This window comes from Paraburkholderia diazotrophica, assembly GCF_038900755.1.
GTDB classification, from domain to species: Bacteria; Pseudomonadota; Gammaproteobacteria; order Burkholderiales; family Burkholderiaceae; genus Paraburkholderia; species Paraburkholderia diazotrophica_A.
In genome coordinates this window covers 1-20,059 of the sequence record NZ_JBBPEN010000009.1, presented here as the reverse complement: position 1 = coordinate 20,059, position 20,059 = coordinate 1, and the positions used below count along the sequence as shown (strand labels likewise).

Below are 20,059 nucleotides of genomic sequence, written 5' to 3'. Positions count from 1 at the left end.
CGCGACACGTCCCGCATAGGCGTTTTCTGCGACAATCGCCTCACCAGAAAAGAAAATGTTACCCTCCGCATGAAAAAAGTTTCCCCGACGATTCGCGATGTCGCGGTCGAGGCCGGCGTATCCGTCGCCACGGTGTCGAAATACATGAACGGCACGCAGCGATTTTCTCCTGCCGTCGAAGCGAGGCTCAAGGAAGCGATCGAGCGGCTCGGCTATCGCTCGAATCCGCTTGCGCGCTCGATGATCACGGGGCGCACGCGCACCATCGGCCTTGCGATCCTCGACATCAGCAATCCGCACTTCACGAACGTCGTGAAGGGCGCGAACCGCATCGCGCTTCAGCACGACTACACGCTGCTGCTCGTCGATACCGAAGAAAACCAGGCGCGCGAGCGTTCGCTGATCGAAGCGCTTGCGCAGCGCGTCGACGGACTCATCGTCAGTTCGCGCATGCCCGACGAAGAGTCGCAATGGATGCTCGATCTCAACAAGCCACTCGTGCTCCTGCGGCGCAGCCCAGGCCTGCCGATCCCGAGCGTCGGCATCGACAACCGGCTCTCGACATACATGCTCGCGCGGCATCTGCTGAATCTCGGGCACCGGCGCATCGCCTATCTCGGCTTTGGCCAGGCCCGGATCAACGACGAGCGCATACGCGGCGCGCGCGAATGTCTCGATGAAGCGGGGCTCACGCTCGACGTCCACGACGCGCATGCGCCCACCGCGAAGGCGGGCGAGCAGGCGTGCTCGCGCGTGATGCTCGGGCCGCAGCGGCCGCAGGCGGTGATCTGCTACAACGACCTGATCGCGCTCGGCTTCATGAAAGAGGCGGCGTCGCTGGGTTTCAAGCTGCCGCGCGACGTATCGGTGACGGGTATCGACAACGTGCCTTACGGCGAATACGCGGCGCCCGCGCTGACCACCATCGACATTCAAAGCGAAAAGATGGGCGAACTGGCGATGCAGAAACTGATCGACGGACTCGCTGGCCGATCCGATGCGGAGCATTCGATGTTCGAGCCTCGCCTCATCGTGCGCGAGTCGACGGCCGCTTGCGGCTGACGTCCCACTCGCGCGCTTCGCTCCGGCATGCATGAAGCGCGATGTGGCGCGCGATGCACGCAATGTGCGCCATGCACGCTCATGCATCGAGCTTCGCGGGCGCCATGCGCGGCGTCAGCGCGTGCATGATTGCGAGCGCAAGCAGATAGGCCAGCGCGCCGATCGCGAACAGCACCCAGTAGTGGCCCGTGCGTTGCAGCACCTGGCCGATCACTTCCGAGAACAGCACGCCGCCGACCGATCCCGCCATTCCGCCGATGCCGACCACGGCGCCGAGCGCGCGGCGCGGAAAGAGATCGGATGCCGTCGTGAACAGATTCGCCGACCAGCCCTGATGCGCTGCCGCGGCGAGGCCGACGATGCCGACGGCGACCCACAGGTTGTCCGCTTGCGACACGAACGCGATGGGCAGCACGCAGCATGCGCAGATCAGCATGGCCGTCTTGCGCGCGGCGTTCACGCTCCAGCCCTTGCGGAGCAGCGTAGACGAGATCCAGCCGCCGCCGATGCTGCCTACCGTCGTGATCGCGTAGATAACGACGAGGGGCGGGCCGATGTGCTGCATGTCCATCCCGCGCGACTCGTTGAGCCACTTCGGCAGCCAGAACAGATAGAACCACCAGACGGGATCGGTCAGAAACTTGCCGATCAGGAACGCCCACGTCTCGCGCTTTTTGATCAGCTCGCCCCAGCCGGGCGCGCGGGCGTTGGCGTTGCGGGCGTCGAGCGCTTCGACTTCGTCGCGCGGTTCGTCGAATTCTTCCTGCGCGCTGCGGTCGGCGGGGCGATAGATCGCGAGCCACACGGCCAGCCACACGATGCCGATCGCGCCGATGATGATGAACGCTGCGCGCCAGCCGTAGATCACCGCGACGGGCGGAATGATCGCGGGCGCGAACACCGCGCCGATGTTTGCGCCCGAGTTGAAGATGCCCGTCGCGAGCGCGCGCTCGCGGCGCGGAAACCATTCGGCCGTGGTCTTGATCGCAGCCGGAAAATTGCCGCCTTCGCCGATGCCGAGCAGCGCGCGCACGGCCGCGAAGCCCATCACCGAGCCGACGGCCGCATGCAGCATCGCGGCCAGGCTCCACACGAGCATTGCGCCCGCATACGACAGGCGCGTGCCGAGCCAGTCGACGATGCGTCCGAAGCACAGCAGGCCGATCGCATAGAACGCGGAAAACGCGATCACGATGCGGCCGTACTGCACCTGCGTCCAGCCGATTTCGTGCTGGAGCAGGGGCGCGAGCAGACCGAGGATCTGCCGGTCCATGTAGTTGATGACAGTCGCGAAGAAGAGGAGCGCGCAGACGGTCCAGCGGAAGCGGCTGGCGACGCGCACGACGCCGACGACGGCAGATTGCATGGTTGTCTCCGTTCGCGGCGCCGCTCGTCGCGCCGCGTCTTTTTCATGGCCGGCGACGAGCACCGGGACGGAACGCATCGCGCGGCGGGGGCGTGCCGCAGCGTGTTTCCGTCTAGTTTGGAAAACGTTTTTCTAAGAATAGAGGGTTTAGTGGCGCTTGGCTAGCACGTGTTTTCAGCTATGCCGCGCGCATTGGGGCACGATGGGGTGTTTGATTCAAGGTATCGAAGTTAATCGTTTTCTTCAACGGGCGAGACGAATCGCCTGCTGTGGACGCGCGCGGCGGCGCGCGCTTCAATCGCGAGCGTGCGTCACGGCCATCTGCAACACGTTTTCGAGTTCGGGCAAGCCGACGGGTTTGGTCAGATGCAGATCGAAGCCAGCGGCCTCGGTCTTCGCGCGGTCTTCGCTCGTGCCGAGGCCCGTCATCGCGGCGATGATCGTGCCCGGCGCCACAAGCGCCTTGCGGATATGCGGCAGCGCTTCGAAGCCCGTCATCTTCGGCATCGACAGATCGAGCAGCACGAGATTGGGTTGGAGCGTCTGCGCGCATTCGATCGCGGCCTCGCCGTCGTAGACGGCATGCGCTTCGTGACCGAGCACCTCGACGAGCGTCGCCATGCTGTCGGCGGAATCGATGTTGTCGTCGACCACCATCACCTTCAGATCGGCGGGCAGCGCGGGCGCTGGCTTGTCATCGTGAGTGCGATCGTCGGAGACGGTCTGCGTGTATTCGGGCAGCCATACGGTGAACTCGCTGCCCTTGCCGCGACCTTCACTGCGCGCTTCGATATGTCCGCCATGCAGATCGACGATTGCGCGCGCAAGCGTCAGGCCGATGCCGAGCCCGCTCTTGTTCGCCTGTTCTTCCGTCGGCGTTTCCTGCACGAAGAGATTGAAGATCGCATCGATGGCGGCGGGATCGATGCCGCGCCCCGAGTCGGCGACACGGATCGCGACGAGGCGGCCCGAGCGGAACACCTGCATGCCGATCGACGCGCCCTCCGGACTGAACTTCGACGCGTTGTTCAACAGGTTCTGCACCACCTGGACCATGCGCGTGAGATCGCCTTCGATGTACATCGGCGCGTCGGGCAGCGATACGTTCAGTGTCTGTCCGCGCGCGGCGAGAAGCGGCGCGCTGCCTTCGATGCTCAACTGCGCGATGGCCTGCATCGATACCGGCTTCGGCTCAATTTGCACGCGTCCCAGCGTGACGCGGCCCGCGTCGAGCAGATCGTCGACGAGCCGCGTGAGATGCGATAGTTGGCGGTCGATCAGTTCGTGCTCGGGCACGAGCGCGCGATGATCCGCCGACTTTAGTTGCAGCATGCTGACCGCGTTGCGCAGCGGCGCGAGCGGATTGCGCAACTCGTGGCCGAGCAGCGCGAGGAACTGGCTCATCCGCTGACTCGATGCTTCGAGTTCTTCGAGCCGGCGGCGGCGCGACATGTCGCGCGTGATCTTCGCGAACCCTTGCAGCGTGCCGTTCGGATCGCGCAGCGCCGTCGTAATGATGTTCGCCCAGAAGATCGTCCCGTTCTTGCGCATGCGCCACTCTTCCACTTCGATGCGGCCTTCGCGCGCGGCAAGCTCCAGGTCGCGCTGCGGCCTGCCTGCGGCGACGTCTTCGGGCGTATAGAGCAAGGCTGCGGGTTCGCCCACCACTTCATGCGACTGATAGCCCATCACCTGCGTCGAGCCCGCGCTCCACGTCGTGATAAGACCTTGCGCGTCGAGCATCGTGATCGCATAGTCCTTGATCGCGTCGACGAGCACGCGAAAGCGTTTGTCGAGTTCGCGCGCGTTGAAGCGCTCGGTGACGTCGCGCACGAAATACGCAAGCTCGGCGCGGCCGTCGAACTGCACGGGACACATCGACACTTCGGCGGGAAACTCGCTGCCGTCGATGCGGCGCGCGACAAGCTCCGTGCGGCTGCGGCTCGCGTGGCCGCTCGAGTCGTTGTGCGCGTTCTTGTCTGTACCGCTTCCTGAGCCGCTTATTATGCTGCCTGTTGTGCCGCTCTCCGCGTCGTGCTCCGGTGCGAGCTTGAACACGTCGAGCGCGGCGTAATACGATTTGCAGCGCGCAGGAAACAGCGTATCGAGTATCGTGCGCCCCATCACCGCATCGCGCGCATAGCCGAACGTGCGCGTCGCCGCGTCGTTCCAGTCGATGATGATGCCGTCCGCGTCCGTGCACACGAATGCGTCGTGCGTCGTATCGAGCACGAGCCGGCGACGCAGCAGCGATGCTTCGAGCTTGCTGTCCGCGGCTTCGCGCAGACTGATTTCGGTGCGCAGGCGCGCGATCGTGATCGTGTTCTGTTCGATGAGCGCGCGGTTCTCCGCGAATACGCGCTGATGCGCCATGCCCGATGCGACCAGCGACGCGATGCGTTCGAGCGTTTCGACGTCGTCTGCGCAAAACCCGTCGCGCCGGTCCGACATCAGTTTGACGACGCCTGCCACTTCGGCTTGATAGAGCAGCGGCACGACCACCATCGACTTCGCACCGACACGCTCGCACGCCTGCGCATCGACGCGCGGATCATTCGACGTATCGGCGCTGTACAAAAGATGCTTTTCGCGCGAACACAATCCCGACAGGCTGCCGTCGCGTTTCAGGCGCAGCCCGACATGATGCGCAATCGTGCCGCTGCACGCGCGATACACCATCTCGTCGCCCTCTACCCATTCGACCACCGATGCATGTGCGGCGGGCACGAGTTCTAGCAGCGCATCGGTGACGAGGGACAGGAAGCGGTCGAGATCGAGCTTCGCGGCGGCGATACGCGAGTGCGCGTCGATCAGCTTGCGCAGCCGCGCATTGGTCGAGCGCTCGCGGTTGAGTTGCGCGGCGATATCGGTGATGTCGATCTGTCGATCCTGACTGCCATTCATCGTGGGCGGCTCCGTTCGACGCCAGCGGGCGGGCGCTTTAGAAAGCGTCGCAGACGCCGTTCCTGAATCGTCCGGCTTTCGCGATGCACCTGACGGCGCCGCGTGCATGCAGTTCGGCTATGCACCGTGCATGGACAAGCGAGGCGCTCTCTCGACGGTTATACACGCTGGCGCTTTCCTGCGTCTAACACTTCCGTCCGACAGTTCCGTTCAACACTTCGAATGGTTGTACGCGCCTGCGTTCGAATCAGGTCGATTATAAAAAGCGGATGCCGTTAGCGCCGCGAGCCGCGCAACGAAAAAACGGGTAAGGCATGAGGCGGGAGAGGTTGGTTTAGCAGTAGCGCTCAGGTCGACGTAGCGCTCGCGGTCATGGCCGATAACGCAACTAGACGGGAAACCCGTCTGCGAAACGTTCGCGCAGATAACCCACAAAGAGACCGACCGCGCGCGGAACATGCGATGCATACGGCCGCAAGATATAGAGGTGTTCCGCGAACGCGCCCGTCACGCGCCAGTCGGGAAGCACCACGACGAGCTTGCCCGCCTGCACGGCCGCCTGAGCCGTGAAGTCGGGCACCAGCGCTATACCGAGGCCTTCGATTGCGGCGTCCCGCAACGTTTCGCTGTTGTTGGCCGAAAACTGTCCGTTGACGGGCAGCGTGACAGGCTGCGCGACCTTTTTCCGCGCGGTCTTGCGCTCGAAGGACCACGTCGGCTCTCCCGCCGAACGCGGATAGAACAGGCAATCGTGAGCAGCCAGGTCTTCGGGCGTTTTCGGCGTGCCGCGTTTGCGCAGATAGGCACGCGTCGCGACGATCACCGAGTGCGTGTCGCAGAGCTTCCAGGCCACGTGCGTATCGGGCGGTTCTGCACTGTGGCGTATCGCGAGATCGAAGCCCTCCGTCGCGAGCGAAACGAGCCTGTCGGACACTTCGAGCTGAACGCGCACTTCAGGGTTGGCCAGCAGGAACGCCTGGAGTTTTGGCACGAGTTGCTGCCGCGCGAATGCAACGGGCGCCGTGACGCGCACCAGTCCACGCGGCACGCCCGACAATTCGCGAACCTGCGCGAAGCTGGTGGCGATCTGCGCGTACTGGCTGCGCGTGCTGTCGACAAGTTGCTGGCCCGCTTCCGTCAGGCGGACGCTGCGCGTCGTGCGCTGCACGAGCGAGATGCCTGCTGCGCGCTCCAGCTCGGCGATGCGCTGGCTCATCGCCGCCTTGCTGACGCCCAGACGCGCGGCCGCCGCCGTGTAGGTGCCCTGCTCGGCGAGCATCGTGAGCCAATGCAGATGCGTCCACAGTTCCTCGATATTTTGCGTATCCATACAGCAATTGTTCACGGTAGAAAACATTGATTTCAATGGTAGCGTCTTTCCAGCGTGCGCGCTGCTTCATACACTGCTTCTGACGCCAATCACGAAGGAGCCGACATGCAAGCCTATATGGACAGCGCAGACGTGGGACATTTCATCCACGGCGAACGAGTCAACGGAACGGGAACGCGCAGCCAGCCCGTTTTCAACCCGGCGACGGGCGCGCGGGCCCGCAAGCTGCTGCTGGGCGAGGCAGCCGATGTCGAAGCGGCCGTCGCCAGCGCGAAGGCTGCGTTTCCGAAGTGGCGCGACACGCCGCCCATCCGCCGCGCGCGCGTCATGCTGCGCTTCCTCGAATTGATGAACCGGCACCGCGACGAACTGGCGGCCATCATCACGGCCGAGCACGGCAAGGTGTTCTCCGATGCGCAAGGCGAAGTGTCGCGCGGCATCGACGTGATCGAGTTTGCATGCGGCATTCCGCAACTGCTCAAAGGCGACTACACGGAGCAGGTCTCGACGGGCATCGACAACTGGACGACGCGTCAGCCGCTCGGCGTCGTCGCGGGGATCACGCCGTTCAACTTTCCGTGCATGGTGCCGTGCTGGATGTTCCCCGTTGCGATCGCGACGGGCAACTCGTTCGTTCTGAAGCCGAGCGAGCGCGATCCGTCAGCAGCGCTTTTCATGGCCGATCTGCTGAAGCAGGCGGGCTTGCCCGACGGCGTATTCAACGTCGTTCAGGGCGACAAGGTTGTCGTCGATGCATTGCTGACGCATCCGGACGTGAGGGCCGTGAGCTTCGTCGGCTCGACGCCCATCGCGAACTACATCTACGAGACGGGTGCGAAGCACGGCAAGCGCGTGCAGGCGCTCGGCGGCGCGAAGAATCACATGGTCGTGATGCCGGACGCCGATCTCGACAAGACCATCGACGCGCTCGTCGGCGCCGCGTACGGTTCCGCTGGCGAGCGCTGCATGGCGATTTCGGTGGCGCTGCTCGTCGGCGATGTGGCCGGCAAGATCGTCCCGAAGCTCGCGGAACGTGCGCGCAGCCTGATCGTCAAGAACGGCATGGAAGCGGACGCGGAAATGGGCCCGATTGTCACGCGGCAGGCATTGGAGCGAATCGAAGGCTATATCGCCGAGGGCGTGAAGGAAGGCGCGACGCTCGTCGTCGATGGGCGTGGCCTGAAGGTGCCCGGCCATGAAGACGGCTTCTTCACGGGCGGCACGCTCTTCGACAACGTTACGCCCGAGATGCGCATCTACAAGGAAGAAATCTTCGGGCCGGTGCTCGCTTGCGTGCGCGTGCAGGACTTCACAGAAGCCGTCGATCTGATCAACGCGCACGAATTCGGCAACGGCGTTGCGTGCTTCACGCGCGATGGCCACATTGCCCGCGAATTCGGCCGCCGGATCGAGGTAGGCATGGTCGGCATCAACGTGCCGATTCCCGTACCGATGGCATGGCACGGCTTCGGCGGCTGGAAGCGCAGCCTGTTCGGCGACACGCACGCGTATGGCGAAGAAGGCGTGCGCTTCTATACGAAGCAGAAGTCGATCATGCAGCGTTGGCCCGAGAGCATCGAGAAGGGCGCAGAGTTCGCAATACCGACCGCGAAGTAACGCGTGATTCGATCGCGTTACGCGTGGTGCGGCCCTCGACAGGGGCCGCCAAACCTGTAGTTTCATCTGACATTAGATGAGACGCTCTGCCCGTATCCCGATTTCGAAAAGGTGAATTCTGCAAAGCCCTGTTTGATGAACGCATCGGGATTACGACGCTTGCTGGCCGCCTGCTGAAACGGCGGCCAGCATCGCGCGTGTTAGAGCGGAGCGATTGCGCATCAAACGAGCGTCAGCGTCACGTCGATATTGTTGCGCGTTGCGTTCGAGTAGGGGCACACGATGTGCGCCTTGTCGACGAGATCCTGGGCGGCGTCGCGCGGCATGCCCGGCAGTGATATCTTCAGTTCGACTTCGATGCCGAAGCCATTGGGAATGGGGCCAATGCCGACACTGCCGTCGATCGATGCATCGGCGGGCATCGCGATCTTGTCGCGCGCGGCGACGAATTTCATTGCGCCGATAAAGCATGCGCTATAACCGGCAGCGAAAAGCTGTTCCGGATTGGAGCCTTCTCCTCCCTGGCCGCCCAGTTCTTTTGGCGTGGTCAGCTTGAAATCCAGTTTGCCTTCCGGTACGACTGCGCGGCCATCGCGGCCTCCCGTTGCTTTTGCATGTGCGGTGTAGAGAACCTTTTCGAGCGACATTGCGAACTCCTTCGTGGAGGGTTACGAGTTGAACGACTGACTGATCGACCATGTGGTGCGAAACGGCGCGACACCCGCAAGCGGCGCGCCCACTTTCGCGACATCGCGCTCGTCGCTGGACTCTCGACGGGCACGGCCTATAGTGTTGCAAAGCGCGTGCATTCGTGCAGAAGAAGAACGCTTTTGTGCTGCGATCCCATCGGTGACTTTTGCGCTGCTGCCGCCCGGAATGGCGTTGCAGGCACGAAGCGTCATCGTCGAGGACGGGCAGCGCGGCGAAGACTATGGCATGCGCACGGATACGATGCGCGAAGCCGTGCGCCTGTTGGCCAGTGTCGAAGGTCTAGTGCTGGATTCTGTGTACAGCGGCAAGGCGCTCGCCACGGATAACGCCCAGTTTACGTCAGTCCGCTTTAGCCAGTTGTTCCCGGATGGCGGCTTCCGTTTTCTCGTAGTCACCCTCGCCAAAGTGGCTATAGACCACGCGTCCCTTCTTGTCGATCAGATAGAACGCCGGCCAATACTGATTGCCGTACGCGTTCCAGGTTGCGTACCTGTTGTCCTGCGCGACAGGGTAGTGCAAGCCATATTGAGCTATAGCCGCGCTGACCTTCTTCGTGTCGCGCTCGAACGGGTACTCGGGCGTATGGACACCGACTACCACCAGACCCTGGCTTTTGTACTTCTGATGCCAGCTCTCAACTTGAGGCAGCGTGTGAATGCAGTTGATGCACGTATAAGTCCAGAAGTCGACCAGCACGACTTTGCCGCGCAACTGCTGCATCGTGAGCGGCTCGCTGTTGAGCCATTTGTCGATGCCCGTGAATTCCGGTGCGGACTTGTTCTGTTCGACGGGCATGGTCGTCGCGGCGCCGCTGTTGGCGACCATCGCGCCCAACGCAGCGATAGCAGCCAATGCGGCAATGGTAGTTACAGTCTTGAATCGGGTGAACATGTCGGCTCCTTTAGTGAATGACAAGCGGGAAGGAATGATCGTATTGAAGCGTCTGCGCGTATCGGAGCTGTGTCGGACTGTCGGGTATTTGAATCGTCATGTATCGGAGATGGCGCGCGATACATTGGGACACAAATGACCGTGCCGATTGAGCTATAAAACAGGCGTTGACAAAGATGGAGCAAAAAATGAAACGTCTGTTGGCTGTCTTCTTCCTGCTTGCTGGTGGACTCGCCGTCGAAATCGCGCACCCTCTTCAGTGCTCGCTGATCTGCGCAAGCCGGCCTTTTGAAAAGCGCAGGAAATCCCGGACGTAGCGCGATAGAAAGCGAGGTATCTGGCTCGCAGATAGCCGCATTCAAACCCTTCGCTTGATCTTCTGCATGACGGGTGCGACATTGAGCCATCAGTTCTTCATGAGACTTCCGGCCAATGAGCACGCTCACCGCTGTGCAACGCATAGGCAGATTTGCCGACGAAGCGCGGTTCTCTGATCTCACGCCGCAGGCTCGGCAGGTGTTCAGGCGCAACATCCTCGACAGCCTCGGCTGTGCAATCGCCGCATTGCCGGGCCCACCGTTCAGGGTGCTCATAGAACAGTTCGACGAATACTTCCCGCGCATGTCGAAGGCGCGGCGAACGACGAAGATCTGGTTAGCCGCCTCAAATAGCCGTTGCAGGAGACAGGAGAACCATCGTGCCTTTTATCGAATGTCATATCACGCAGGGCTTGACGCTCGCGCGTCGGAGCAGAGGATTTCAGGAAAGTGAATACCGGCTGACCGCATGCGCGACTTACGCGGCAGCACGTTCATTCCGTCAGTGCGCATGCAGGCTTTGGTGTACGATGAGATCCACCTTGCAATGCCGTTCGCTGCGAGCGGCCCTGTCGATCTCATAGAGGTGCACAGCATGGATGTCGCCGACCTCAAGGTGTTCGAGGCCGTTGCCCGTCACGGCAGCATGAACCGGGCGGCCGTTGAGCTTCATACGGTCCAGTCCAATGTAACGGCGCGAATCCGCTCTCTCGAACGGGAAATCGGTATCGCGCTGTTTCATCGTCATGTGCGCGGCGTCAGCCTCACGCCTGCGGGGCAACGGATGCTGCCGTACGCCGCGCGCATGACGAAGCTGCTCGCAGACGCAAAGCTCGCCGCGCTCGACGACGGACCGCCTTCGGGCACGCTTGCATTGGGCACGCTGGAAACCACGGCGGCGCTCAGGCTGTCACCCATATTGAGCAACTTCGCGCGCGTTTATCCGCAAGTGCGCTTGTCGCTGATGACGGGCACGAGTTGCAGTCTCACGGAAGATGTCGCGGAATGCAGGCTCGACGGCGCGTTCGTTGCAGGGCCTGTCGATCATCCAGACCTGCATGCCGAGACGATCTTCGAAGAAGAACTCGTGCTGGTGACGCCACGCACAGTGCGTTCAGTCGATGCATTACCCGCTGTCACGGATCTCAAGACGATCGTGTTTCGGCTGGGTTGCTCGTATCGTCAGCGGCTCGAAGCGCTACTCGCGGAAATGGGGATCGTCACCGCAACACCGCTCGAATTCGGTTCGCTGGATGCGATCATTGCATGTGTCGCGGCCGGCATCGGCGTTACGCTGCTGCCTCGAGGTGTCGTCACGCGCGCAGCCGAGCAGGACATCATCGCGGTCCATTCCGTCGCCGCGAGCACTGCACGCGTCTCGACGCTTTTCATCCGCCGACACGACGCCTATGTATCGAGCGCCATGCAGGCATTCGTCGAAGTGGCGCGTTCGGGGCTCGGCCCGGTTGTAATGGCTGCAGCTTAGGCCGCTTGTGCGTGCGTATCGACGAGCCCGGTGCGCCGGCTGATGCTATTGCTATTGCGGCGGAAGAACTCGGTGCAATAGTCGATGAACGTTCTGAATCGCGCGGGAAGCAGTTCCCGATGCGAATAGAACAGGCAGATTTCAACTTCGCTGTCCGACAGCGAACAGCCCGGCAGAATGGGAATGAGCTTGCCCCTCGCAAGATCGTCACGCGCCATCGCTTCGGGTAGCTCTGCAATGCCGGCGCCCGCGAGTGCTGCAGCGCGCAGAAGCACATCATTGCCATCCATCGACGACGACGGAATCACCTGCACCGGCTCGCCGTCTTCGATCGCCTGTACGTAGTTTGAATTTTGCTGCCGCGCCTGCGAAGGCAATAGCAGCAAGTGCGAAGCGAGATCGGCTGCGCAACGAGGCGTGCCGTATCGGGCAAAGTAATCGGGCGATGCCGCGAGCATTCGCGGCGACCTTAACAATGTCCGCCGGATCACGGCGGATTGGTCGACCTGATTCGGCGGAAGCATCGCCATGTCGAATTGTCCGTCATAGAGATTGACGGCACCTTCGTGTATGGACGCGACGAGATTGACGTTGGGCGCAACCGCACGATAGCCGGCCACAAACTGCGAGAACGTTTCGCCGATCAATGTCGGATGAATGGCAAGACGCAACTTGCCACTGTCGACTTCACGCTCGCGAGTAATACGGCGATTCGCTTCGTCGAGTTCTTCGAGCAGGCGGCAGCAGCTCACGTAATACGATTGCGCTTCTTCCGTCAGCGCGACGGATCGTGTCGTGCGATGAAGCACGCGGGTCTGGATCGACGCTTCAAGCTTTGCAATGGCCTTTGAAATCGACCCTGTCGTGACGCCAAGCGACGCGGCCGCCTTGCTGAAGCTCTGATGCTGCGCCGCCGCGACGAATGCTCTCAACATATAAAGCTGGTCCACGTCCAACTCCCGTTCCATTGCTGCTTCATAGCGCTGCGATTACTTTAGCAACGGATTCCGGTGACAACGCGCGGTTTGTTTTGATAGGGGTATCACCGCGAGAGATAGCTCATGGACCGAGCGGTCTCGCTGAAGAATGGAACGCGAATGCGACTGCCATTTCTGTTCAGGCATTTATCTGAATGCGCGGATCGAAATCGAATTCGAGCCGGATGCCGCCGGGTTCGTAGAGCATCGTGTGCCGCTTGGGGCCCGCGCCGAGGTTCTCCGGCGCAAAGTCGACCTTGACGCCAGGCCATCGGGACACTCGCTCGAACATTGCGCCGAGTTCTTCTTCACTGCGAACACGAAACGCCAGATGATGCAGTCCGACGTTCGTCTTGCGGTCGAATTCGATGCGGTTGGCGGATTCGGCGACTTGCCACAGCGTCACCATGATCTTGCCATCCGATACGAAAGCCGCAGGGTAGTCCGGTTTTTCGCCGACCTGTGTCCAGTCGAGGCAATTGATAAAGAAGTCACGCGTCACGTTCAGATCGCGAACGGTCAGTCCCACGTGATCGATACCGGCGGTGAGCGGTTGAGTCGTCATTTTGGGGTTTCCTGTGCAGTCGAGGTGATCGCGGCTTTCGGCGCGATCGTGCAATTATAGGAACGCGAACTCGTGAAGATTCTTGAGCGGCAAGAAACGGAGATTTGCCATCGGGGCGTCATGCAGGGATATGGCATCGCGATTACCGCGTCACGGCTCATGATGCAGACGCTTCGCGGCCATACCGGAATACGCTTCTATTGCAGCCGCGCGCCCGTCATCTACACTTGATGATACTCAGGCGCTCGCGGATACGCGACAGAAGGAGCCGGGAATGACGGACAACACGACGGCGGCAAGCGAGCCGATTACGATCGGCGGACTGACGATCCGGTATCTGATCGACGGAACCGCGACGGGCGGAATGGGCGTGTTCGAATTGACGGTGCCGCCCGGTTCGCGCGTGCCGCCGCCGCATAGTCACACGAACAATGAAGAGTGCGTCTATGTGCTGGAGGGGACGCTGCGCTACGCCGTCGATGGCGCCATGCGCGATCTCGCGCCAGGCGACTGGATGCACACGCCGCGCGGATCGGTGCATGCGTTCAGCAATCCCCACGACGCGACAGCGCGCGCGCTTATCGTTCTTACGCCTGACATCGGGGCGCAGTACTTCCGCGATGTCGGCGCGGTGATCGATGCAGGCGGTTCGCCTGACCGCGCGAAGCTCTTCGCCGTCATGTCCGCCTACGGGCTGATGCCCGCTGCGCCGCAATGAGCGCGATAGCACGCGTGAGGACGCGATAGCGGACCCGGCCATTCGAGGCAAGCGCTTGCGTCTGCAAAAACTTGCTCGATACAAACGTTTGCCCTGTTGGTGTGAACTTCGACGTCGTGCATACTTGCAAACTGCACGCATTGGAGAATGGGCATCTCCGTGCAGTGCGATGCAATTCGAACAACACCACGAGAGGAGAAGACCAGCCATGCCGTTGGTGCCGCTGTCGCAACGGGAAGTGACGATCGGAGTTCCGCTGCCGTTCTCTGTCTACACGGCGGACGGCAAGCTTCTGATAGGCCGGGGGCATGTCGTTCACAGCGAAGCGCAGTGTCAGAAGCTGTTTGCTTTGGGTGCGTACCGGCATACTTTTCCCGGCGAGCACCGCGACGATGCGAAGCCGCCACACGACGACGCGCCCACACCCGCCGCGCGCGTGCACCGCAATCACGACGAACAGGACTTTATCGGAAGCTTTCCGACGACGGGATGTGTGCCGGAAGATTTCGTCGTCACGCTCGCAGACGAAAGCGGAGTTTCGGCGCGCACGCAGTTCGTTGGCCTGCTGGAAAAGGTCAGTGTTCTTCTCACCGGCGATGACATCGATCCCGCGTTCACGCCGGGCGCGCCTGTCGACGGTCAGTTCATCGCGGGTCGCTACCGCTATTCGTTTCGGTCGGAAGTTATCGGCCGACACGCGATGCCGTTCGAAGTACTCTATTTGCGCTATCCCGCAGAGGTCCGCTCGCGCACGCTGCGGCGGAATGTTCGGGTGGGCATCGACGTCGCTGCGCGTCTGTCGAGAAACGACCGGCCGATGGCGGGCACGGAAGTGCGCGCGGTCGATCTCAGCTCGACAGGCGTCGGCCTGCTCGTGAACGCGAATTCGCCCGCGCCCGGCGAGCACTTCAAGCTCTCGCTGCCGCTTTCGCGCGCGGGCCGCGTGCGCACGGCGCCGTTGAACTGCATTGCGCGCAACCGGCGCACGAAGGGCGGCGAAACTCTGATCGGCGCGGAGTTCGGCAATACGTCGGGAGACGTGCGCGCGCTCGTGAGCGACTTCGTGCTGGATGTACTAACGGGAGCCATTGCGCGCGAACATCCCGCAGCGGGAGAAGGGCGGTTCGCGTAACCGCCGGCAGTACGGAAAAGGTCGACGTTGCCGTCGCCGGCGGACAGAGAATTCTATTCACCGCGCTTCTGTTTATGTATGGGCGACGTGACGAATAGCGAATGCACAGTGCGCTTAAGTCCAGTACTTATAGTCGATCGAACTGTGCCCATAGCCGTGAATTCATGAGGTTCACGACGCTTGTGTGCAGCAGTCCGGCCGTATCTGTCGGGGTTTCTGCGTCTTTGCGCGCTCGCGTTCCGGAACGACTGTCGCCGAAACGGGCGCAGGCGATGCCGCTTCAGCGGCAAGACGTTCGAGCGGCAATTGTGCATTCTCTCCGACGACGAGAAGCGCCTGCATCAGACCCGGTGCCTGATACGCGCACGTCGCGGCAAGCGCGACACTGCAAAGCGCAATGGCATAACGTACCCGAAAATGAGGGAAGCTGATCGTGTGCATCATACGTTCTCCACTGCGCGCGTAAGACGGCCAGGCGTCTCATCCTTGTGATCGCCCAGAAGAATGCTGTCGAGCATTTGTCTGAAGTGCGACGTCAAAAAATCGATAAAGGTTTTGATCTTCGCGTCGATGCGATGTCTAGATGAATAGACGGCAAATACGCGGGTGTTTTGAAGGTGGGAATCAGCGGGTTGCTTATGGGTGTCGTGCGGCGCTGACAGTCGCCACATTCCATCAGCGTAGATAGTGGCGGAGTATTCCGCCGTTCGCGATGGGTCATCGCGTGCGAGCGCGATGGCGTGCGCATGATGGCGCGTTCGATGTTAGCAATATCCGTCACTCCGGCAGACGTTCGATCTGCCTTCATCCGCCGCGCCAATTGCGAACAGGGACAAGCAGGGCAAATAACTGAATCAACCCTGAAATAGCCCCTTTTCTACCGTTTTGGAAATAGCGTAGGCCTGGGCATAATGCTAGTTGTACACAGTCGTTGAAAAAGGGACGTTTCTTTTTTACCGACTGCATTGCACTTAAAGAGCTGGTGCCTTCCTCGCGCGCGGCTCTGCAGTAGCCCGGCCAATTCCATCCAGCCTCGTTGCGCGCCACGCGCGTAGTGCACTCCCTATTATTTTTCACGCTCATCCGTGAAGGCCATGATTTGGCCCGTTTTAGGAATCAACTGATGAAACCGGCAAAGAATACGTTCTGGTCCCGTAATGGCCGCTATGTGATGCTCTGCGTGATGGCGACGGCCTTCGCGGCGCTTGTCACGTTCTTGCATCTACGCCATGAACAGCGCAACGCGATGGCGTCGCCAGTACTCGGCGGCGTCGCGAGCGAAATGCGCAAAGACGCGTCGCCGTGGACCCGTCAGGAAAAGGACGCATCGGAAATGCTGCGCGACATTCGCGATCACAACGTGACGGCCATCGGCGTGAGCCCGAATGCGATCCTCGTGTCGACTGGCGACGGAGCGAAGTACTACGTCACCGATCACAACGCGGCCTTTTCGAATGCACTGCTGCTGGGCGAGATGAAGGCGGACGCGCGTTCTCCGTATCAACTCGTATGGCTGCCCGATGCGAATGTCCGCACGGGATCGGCGCGCTGGGTGGATGCATTCGACAAGACGCGCGACGTGATCAGCCTGCTGTTGCCGCTGTTGCTGATCGGCGGACTCGCGTGGTTCATGCGCCGTGAAATGACGGGCAGCGCTCGGCTGCTCGAAAAGACACCTGCACTGTCTTTCGACGACGTCATCGGCGCGGGCGAAGCAAAGGCGGCACTGGCCGACATTCAAGCCTATCTGACGAACCCGAAGCAGTTCACGGGCATGGGCGTGCGCGCGCCGTGCGGCATTCTGATGACGGGTGGCCCCGGCGTCGGCAAGACGCGACTCGCGCAGGCGCTCGCGGGCGAGTGCGGCGCAAATTTCATTTCGATCACGGGCAGCTATTTCAGCGCGAAGTACTACGGTGTCGGCATTCAGAAGGTCAAGCACCTGTTCGAGCTCGCGCGCAAGAATACGCCCACCGTCATCTTCATCGACGAAGCGGACGGCCTCGCCAAACGCACGGACACGGGCGGCGGTCCTGTCGAAGCGGAGAGCAATCGAATCATCAACCAGTTGCTCGCGGAGATGGACGGCTTCGAGTCGAATGAAGGCGTGATCATCGTGGCGGCGACGAATCACCCGGACAATCTCGACGAAGCGTTGCGCCGTCCCGGCCGTTTCGATCGCACGGTGCAGGTGCGTTTGCCCGATCTCGAAGATCGCGCGGACATCATCCGTTTCTATGCCCAGAAGCTGAAATCGAAAGCCGACGACATCGACTTCAATCAGCTCGCGCGATTGACTACGGGACTTTCGCCGGCGACGCTCGCGATGGTCGTCAATCAGGCGGGACTCGTCGCGCGCAAGGCGGGCGATGACGTGATCGCATCGAAGCATTTCGTCGAGGCGATCAAGATTGCGCGCATCGGCGATGTGAATGGCGCGGAGCGCGCGCTCACGGAAGACGAGCGTACCCGTATCGCCGTTCACGAGGCCGGCCATGGGCTCGTTGCCGCGCTGCTCGGCACGGGCGTACTCGAAGAGGTCACGATTTTGCCGCGAGGCGGCGCGCTGGGCGTCGCGCTGATCACGAAGACGCAGGACAAGCATCTGTATCGCGAGACCGAAATGCGCAATGAAATTCAGGTGTTGTTGGGCGGCCGCAATGCCGAATTGCTGGCGTTCTCGGAAGCATCGAGCGGCGCGGCGCAGGACTTGCAGGAAGCGTCGCGCATCAGTCTGGACATGGTGTCGAAATTCGGTTTCAACGCAGACGGAAATCTGTTCAGTCTTGCCGCGCTGCCTTCGCAATACGCTGGATTGCAGATGAAGAACGCGATCGAACACGCGAACATTTTGCTCAAGGAACTGAACGACGCCTGCTATGCGCTATTGCGCGATAACGAGCCGGTATTGCGCGCGATAGCGGACCAATTGCTCGAATCGGAGACAGTGCCGGGTGAAACGGTTTATCGGCTGATCGACGAACACAAGGCGAGCCAGGACGCGCTGCATCTCGCGGAGCAGCCGGCAGCGGCTTGATCATTTCGCACGCGGCTGTGGGTGCACCGGCTGCTAGCGAAAAGAAGCGAACTGGATAAACAGCGAAACAAAAAAACAGGAACTTCCGCCGAACATATTTTGTCGACGAACCTCGCGGCCCATTATTGGGCGAATTCACAGTCAAAGCGCGAGGAGGCTTGCAGATGGACAAAAGCCGCGTTGCTGCGCTCGACGCTGGTCGGGCGCTCGCGATCGTCGGGGTTGTCGCCGTACACCTGTCGTTTCAGTTTCCCAATCTGCCGCATGCCGTGACGTTGCTGGCCCGCATGGGCCAATACGGCGTGCAGCTCTTCTTCGTGATCAGCGCGATCACGATCTTCATGACGCTCGAAACCGATCACGCACGTTGCGTGGATGCGCGTCACGTCACATTGCGTTTCTATATCAAGCGCTTCTTTCGCATCGCTCCGCTGTATTACGTCGCGATTGCCGTCTACGGACTGATCAGCTATGGCGCAATGCAGTCAGGGTACGAACGTGCATGGGTGCTCGGCTCGCACGGTCCCATTGATGTTCTGCTAAACATACTGTTTCTTCACGCGCTGTCGCCGACGGCAATCAACAACGTCGTGCCTGGCGGATGGTCTATCGGCGTCGAGATGCTGTTCTATCTGATCGCGCCGCTTCTGTTCTTCGCGGCGATGAATCGCTTGCGGCTCGTGCTGGCGACGTTTTTGTTGCTGGCGCTTTCCATCGCGTCGATGTTGATCGGCGATTGCCACGGCACACTCGACTGTCACGTCAGAAACAACTCGTTCGGTTATTTCTGGCCACCCGTGCAAGGGCCGTGTTTTATCGTCGGGATGTGGGCGTGGTATGCCTTTCGTTCGCACTTGATGGGCACGTCGAACGTCACCGCGCGCGCGGCGTGGCTCTATTTCGGGCTTGCTCTGGGCTTTGCGCTCGCGACAGCGGCGCTCGGTGTATGGCTCGCAAAAGGACATCAATTCGCGCCCGTATTCGCCGCATGCAGCGCGGTCGCCTTTCTGTTGTTCGTGGGCTCGCAGTGCGATGCGGTACGCGACCTGATGAGATCGCGCGGTGCGTTCGTCTTCCGTCGATGTGCAGCGGCGCTAGGACGTGAAAGCTATGGCATCTATCTGTGGCACTTCATCTGCGTGTACGCGACATTTCATTTCTTCGCGGACATATTCAGGCAAAGCGATCAGGATATGTCGATTGCACTATTCGTCGGGACCGTATTGATCGCGCTTGCTGCATCGTATGGTTTTTCGCGCCTCTCGGACCGGCTGATACAAGGCCGCGCGACGCAACTGTCGCGCAAGCTGCTCTCGCACGTCGACGGGCGCTTTTATCCGGCGCGGCGAACCTGATGAGAAATGGGTCCGGCTAGTGGTCCGATGCCTCATTCGTTGAAAGCTCGCTGATAGTGGGCGAATGCACATCGTCAGCGAAAGCGCGAGTACCCACTAATCATTGGGCAATTGCAACGCGACCCAGCACGCATGCAATCGCATGTAGATGCCGTGCCTGTTTTCCTGTCGCGGCAACTGGACGCTGACCGCTGCGCCCCGTCATGTCGGCGTTTGCGCGGCATTATGTTTATTCGACATGACCCTCATGCTCAATTTGCATTGGACGGGGCAGTGTCATTCCGGGGACTATCCGGCACTCGCTCGATGGCATGCGCTCTATCGACAACACGTCTCGCAGCGCACATTGCGACAGCTGTCGCGCTTCGCTATCGAATTACAAGGAAAGCCGGAATATTCAGCGTCAGGATGAAGCGACCTGGCGGTTCCGTGCATCTGAGATATGAGGAAGACAATTGAATAGCTCTATTCAACGGCACATCGGCCCATTCGCGCTGATGCTGACGGGGCTTGGCTCGATCATCGGATCGGGCTGGCTGTTCGGCGCCTGGAAGGCGGCCAAGATCGCAGGTCCTGCCGCGATCTGCGCGT

Annotated in this window: 16 protein-coding genes; 9 read left to right on the top strand and 7 right to left on the bottom strand. The window is 61.2% G+C overall.

What is annotated here, in order from left to right; genetic code table 11:
- Window positions 1–15 precede the first annotated feature (15 nt).
- Window positions 16–1,062: a LacI family DNA-binding transcriptional regulator gene (locus tag AABE10_RS25220; RefSeq protein WP_342936259.1), complete on the top strand. Its 1,047-nt coding sequence runs from the start codon at window positions 16–18 to the stop codon at window positions 1,060–1,062.
- Between the two features lie 79 nt (window positions 1,063–1,141).
- Here AABE10_RS25220 and AABE10_RS25215 read toward each other — a convergent pair whose 3' ends face one another.
- The 3 genes from AABE10_RS25215 to AABE10_RS25205 all read right to left on the bottom strand — a co-directional run bounded on the left by AABE10_RS25215 (window position 1,142) and on the right by AABE10_RS25205 (window position 6,662).
- On the bottom strand, window positions 1,142–2,428 hold the full coding sequence (locus AABE10_RS25215) for an MFS transporter (protein ID WP_342935951.1): 1,287 nt from the start codon (window positions 2,426–2,428) through the stop codon (window positions 1,142–1,144).
- A gap of 294 nt (window positions 2,429–2,722) precedes the next feature.
- Window positions 2,723–5,332 (bottom strand): PAS domain S-box protein, encoded by a 2,610-nt coding sequence (locus tag AABE10_RS25210; RefSeq protein ID WP_342935950.1) that lies wholly within the window; start codon window positions 5,330–5,332, stop codon window positions 2,723–2,725.
- 388 nt (window positions 5,333–5,720) lie between these two features.
- Entirely contained in the window at window positions 5,721–6,662 is a 942-nt protein-coding gene (locus AABE10_RS25205; protein WP_342935949.1) for a LysR family transcriptional regulator, read from the bottom strand.
- A 105-nt stretch (window positions 6,663–6,767) separates the two neighbouring features.
- On the opposite strand from AABE10_RS25205, the gene AABE10_RS25200 reads away from it, so the two are divergent.
- A complete protein-coding gene (locus AABE10_RS25200) occupies window positions 6,768–8,279 on the top strand; it encodes a CoA-acylating methylmalonate-semialdehyde dehydrogenase (RefSeq protein ID WP_342935948.1) in 1,512 nt (503 codons plus the stop codon).
- 221 nt (window positions 8,280–8,500) lie between these two features.
- Here the strand turns inward: AABE10_RS25200 and AABE10_RS25195 are convergent, their stop codons facing one another.
- Window positions 8,501–8,926, bottom strand: a complete 426-nt coding sequence (locus AABE10_RS25195) for an organic hydroperoxide resistance protein (protein ID WP_342935947.1) — start codon at window positions 8,924–8,926, stop codon at window positions 8,501–8,503.
- Between the two features lie 403 nt (window positions 8,927–9,329).
- A complete protein-coding gene (locus tag AABE10_RS25190; protein ID WP_342935946.1) occupies window positions 9,330–9,881 on the bottom strand; it encodes a thioredoxin family protein in 552 nt (183 codons plus the stop codon).
- A gap of 432 nt (window positions 9,882–10,313) precedes the next feature.
- Here AABE10_RS25190 and AABE10_RS25185 point away from each other — a divergent pair, with 432 nt between their 5' ends.
- Window positions 10,314–10,652 carry an MmgE/PrpD family protein gene (locus AABE10_RS25185; RefSeq protein WP_342935945.1) on the top strand — a complete coding sequence of 113 codons (339 nt, stop codon included), beginning with the start codon at window positions 10,314–10,316 and terminating at the stop codon, window positions 10,650–10,652.
- Window positions 10,653–10,793: 141 nt separating this feature from the next.
- Window positions 10,794–11,684 carry a LysR family transcriptional regulator gene (locus tag AABE10_RS25180; protein WP_342936258.1) on the top strand — a complete coding sequence of 297 codons (891 nt, stop codon included), beginning with the start codon at window positions 10,794–10,796 and terminating at the stop codon, window positions 11,682–11,684.
- Here the strand turns inward: AABE10_RS25180 and AABE10_RS25175 are convergent.
- Both AABE10_RS25175 and AABE10_RS25170 read right to left on the bottom strand, forming a co-directional pair.
- Complete coding sequence (locus AABE10_RS25175) at window positions 11,681–12,634, bottom strand: LysR family transcriptional regulator (RefSeq protein WP_342935944.1); 954 nt, start codon at window positions 12,632–12,634, stop codon at window positions 11,681–11,683. The genes AABE10_RS25180 and AABE10_RS25175 overlap by 4 nt on opposite strands.
- Window positions 12,635–12,800: 166 nt before the next feature.
- On the bottom strand, window positions 12,801–13,226 hold the full coding sequence (locus tag AABE10_RS25170; RefSeq protein WP_342935943.1) for a VOC family protein: 426 nt from the start codon (window positions 13,224–13,226) through the stop codon (window positions 12,801–12,803).
- 72 nt (window positions 13,227–13,298) lie between these two features.
- Here AABE10_RS25170 and AABE10_RS25165 point away from each other — a divergent pair, with 72 nt between their 5' ends.
- The 5 genes from AABE10_RS25165 to AABE10_RS25145 all read left to right on the top strand — a co-directional run bounded on the left by AABE10_RS25165 (window position 13,299) and on the right by AABE10_RS25145 (window position 19,468).
- Window positions 13,299–13,457 (top strand): hypothetical protein, encoded by a 159-nt coding sequence (locus tag AABE10_RS25165; protein ID WP_342935942.1) that lies wholly within the window; start codon window positions 13,299–13,301, stop codon window positions 13,455–13,457.
- Window positions 13,458–13,500: 43 nt separating this feature from the next.
- On the top strand, window positions 13,501–13,944 hold the full coding sequence (locus tag AABE10_RS25160) for a cupin domain-containing protein (protein WP_342935941.1): 444 nt from the start codon (window positions 13,501–13,503) through the stop codon (window positions 13,942–13,944).
- Window positions 13,945–14,152: 208 nt separating this feature from the next.
- A complete protein-coding gene (locus tag AABE10_RS25155) occupies window positions 14,153–15,076 on the top strand; it encodes a PilZ domain-containing protein (RefSeq protein ID WP_342935940.1) in 924 nt (307 codons plus the stop codon).
- 1,123 nt (window positions 15,077–16,199) lie between these two features.
- Window positions 16,200–18,113, top strand: coding sequence for an AAA family ATPase (locus tag AABE10_RS25150; RefSeq protein WP_428983383.1), 1,914 nt, complete (start codon window positions 16,200–16,202; stop codon window positions 18,111–18,113).
- A 164-nt stretch (window positions 18,114–18,277) separates the two neighbouring features.
- Window positions 18,278–19,468, top strand: coding sequence for an acyltransferase (locus AABE10_RS25145; RefSeq protein ID WP_342935939.1), 1,191 nt, complete (start codon window positions 18,278–18,280; stop codon window positions 19,466–19,468).
- Window positions 19,469–20,059 lie beyond the last annotated feature (591 nt).

Coding starts and splice junctions, on each gene's coding strand:
- AABE10_RS25200 (WP_342935948.1), top strand. CDS start 6,768: ATGCAAGCCTATATGGACAGCGCAGACGTGGGACATTTCATCCACGGC.
- AABE10_RS25215 (WP_342935951.1), bottom strand. CDS start 2,428: ATGCAATCTGCCGTCGTCGGCGTCGTGCGCGTCGCCAGCCGCTTCCGC.
- AABE10_RS25150 (WP_428983383.1), top strand. CDS start 16,200: ATGAAACCGGCAAAGAATACGTTCTGGTCCCGTAATGGCCGCTATGTG.
- AABE10_RS25145 (WP_342935939.1), top strand. CDS start 18,278: ATGGACAAAAGCCGCGTTGCTGCGCTCGACGCTGGTCGGGCGCTCGCG.
- AABE10_RS25190 (WP_342935946.1), bottom strand. CDS start 9,881: ATGTTCACCCGATTCAAGACTGTAACTACCATTGCCGCATTGGCTGCT.
- AABE10_RS25155 (WP_342935940.1), top strand. CDS start 14,153: ATGCCGTTGGTGCCGCTGTCGCAACGGGAAGTGACGATCGGAGTTCCG.
- AABE10_RS25170 (WP_342935943.1), bottom strand. CDS start 13,226: ATGACGACTCAACCGCTCACCGCCGGTATCGATCACGTGGGACTGACC.
- AABE10_RS25180 (WP_342936258.1), top strand. CDS start 10,794: ATGGATGTCGCCGACCTCAAGGTGTTCGAGGCCGTTGCCCGTCACGGC.
- AABE10_RS25205 (WP_342935949.1), bottom strand. CDS start 6,662: ATGGATACGCAAAATATCGAGGAACTGTGGACGCATCTGCATTGGCTC.
- AABE10_RS25185 (WP_342935945.1), top strand. CDS start 10,314: ATGAGCACGCTCACCGCTGTGCAACGCATAGGCAGATTTGCCGACGAA.
- AABE10_RS25195 (WP_342935947.1), bottom strand. CDS start 8,926: ATGTCGCTCGAAAAGGTTCTCTACACCGCACATGCAAAAGCAACGGGA.
- AABE10_RS25210 (WP_342935950.1), bottom strand. CDS start 5,332: ATGAATGGCAGTCAGGATCGACAGATCGACATCACCGATATCGCCGCG.
- AABE10_RS25160 (WP_342935941.1), top strand. CDS start 13,501: ATGACGGACAACACGACGGCGGCAAGCGAGCCGATTACGATCGGCGGA.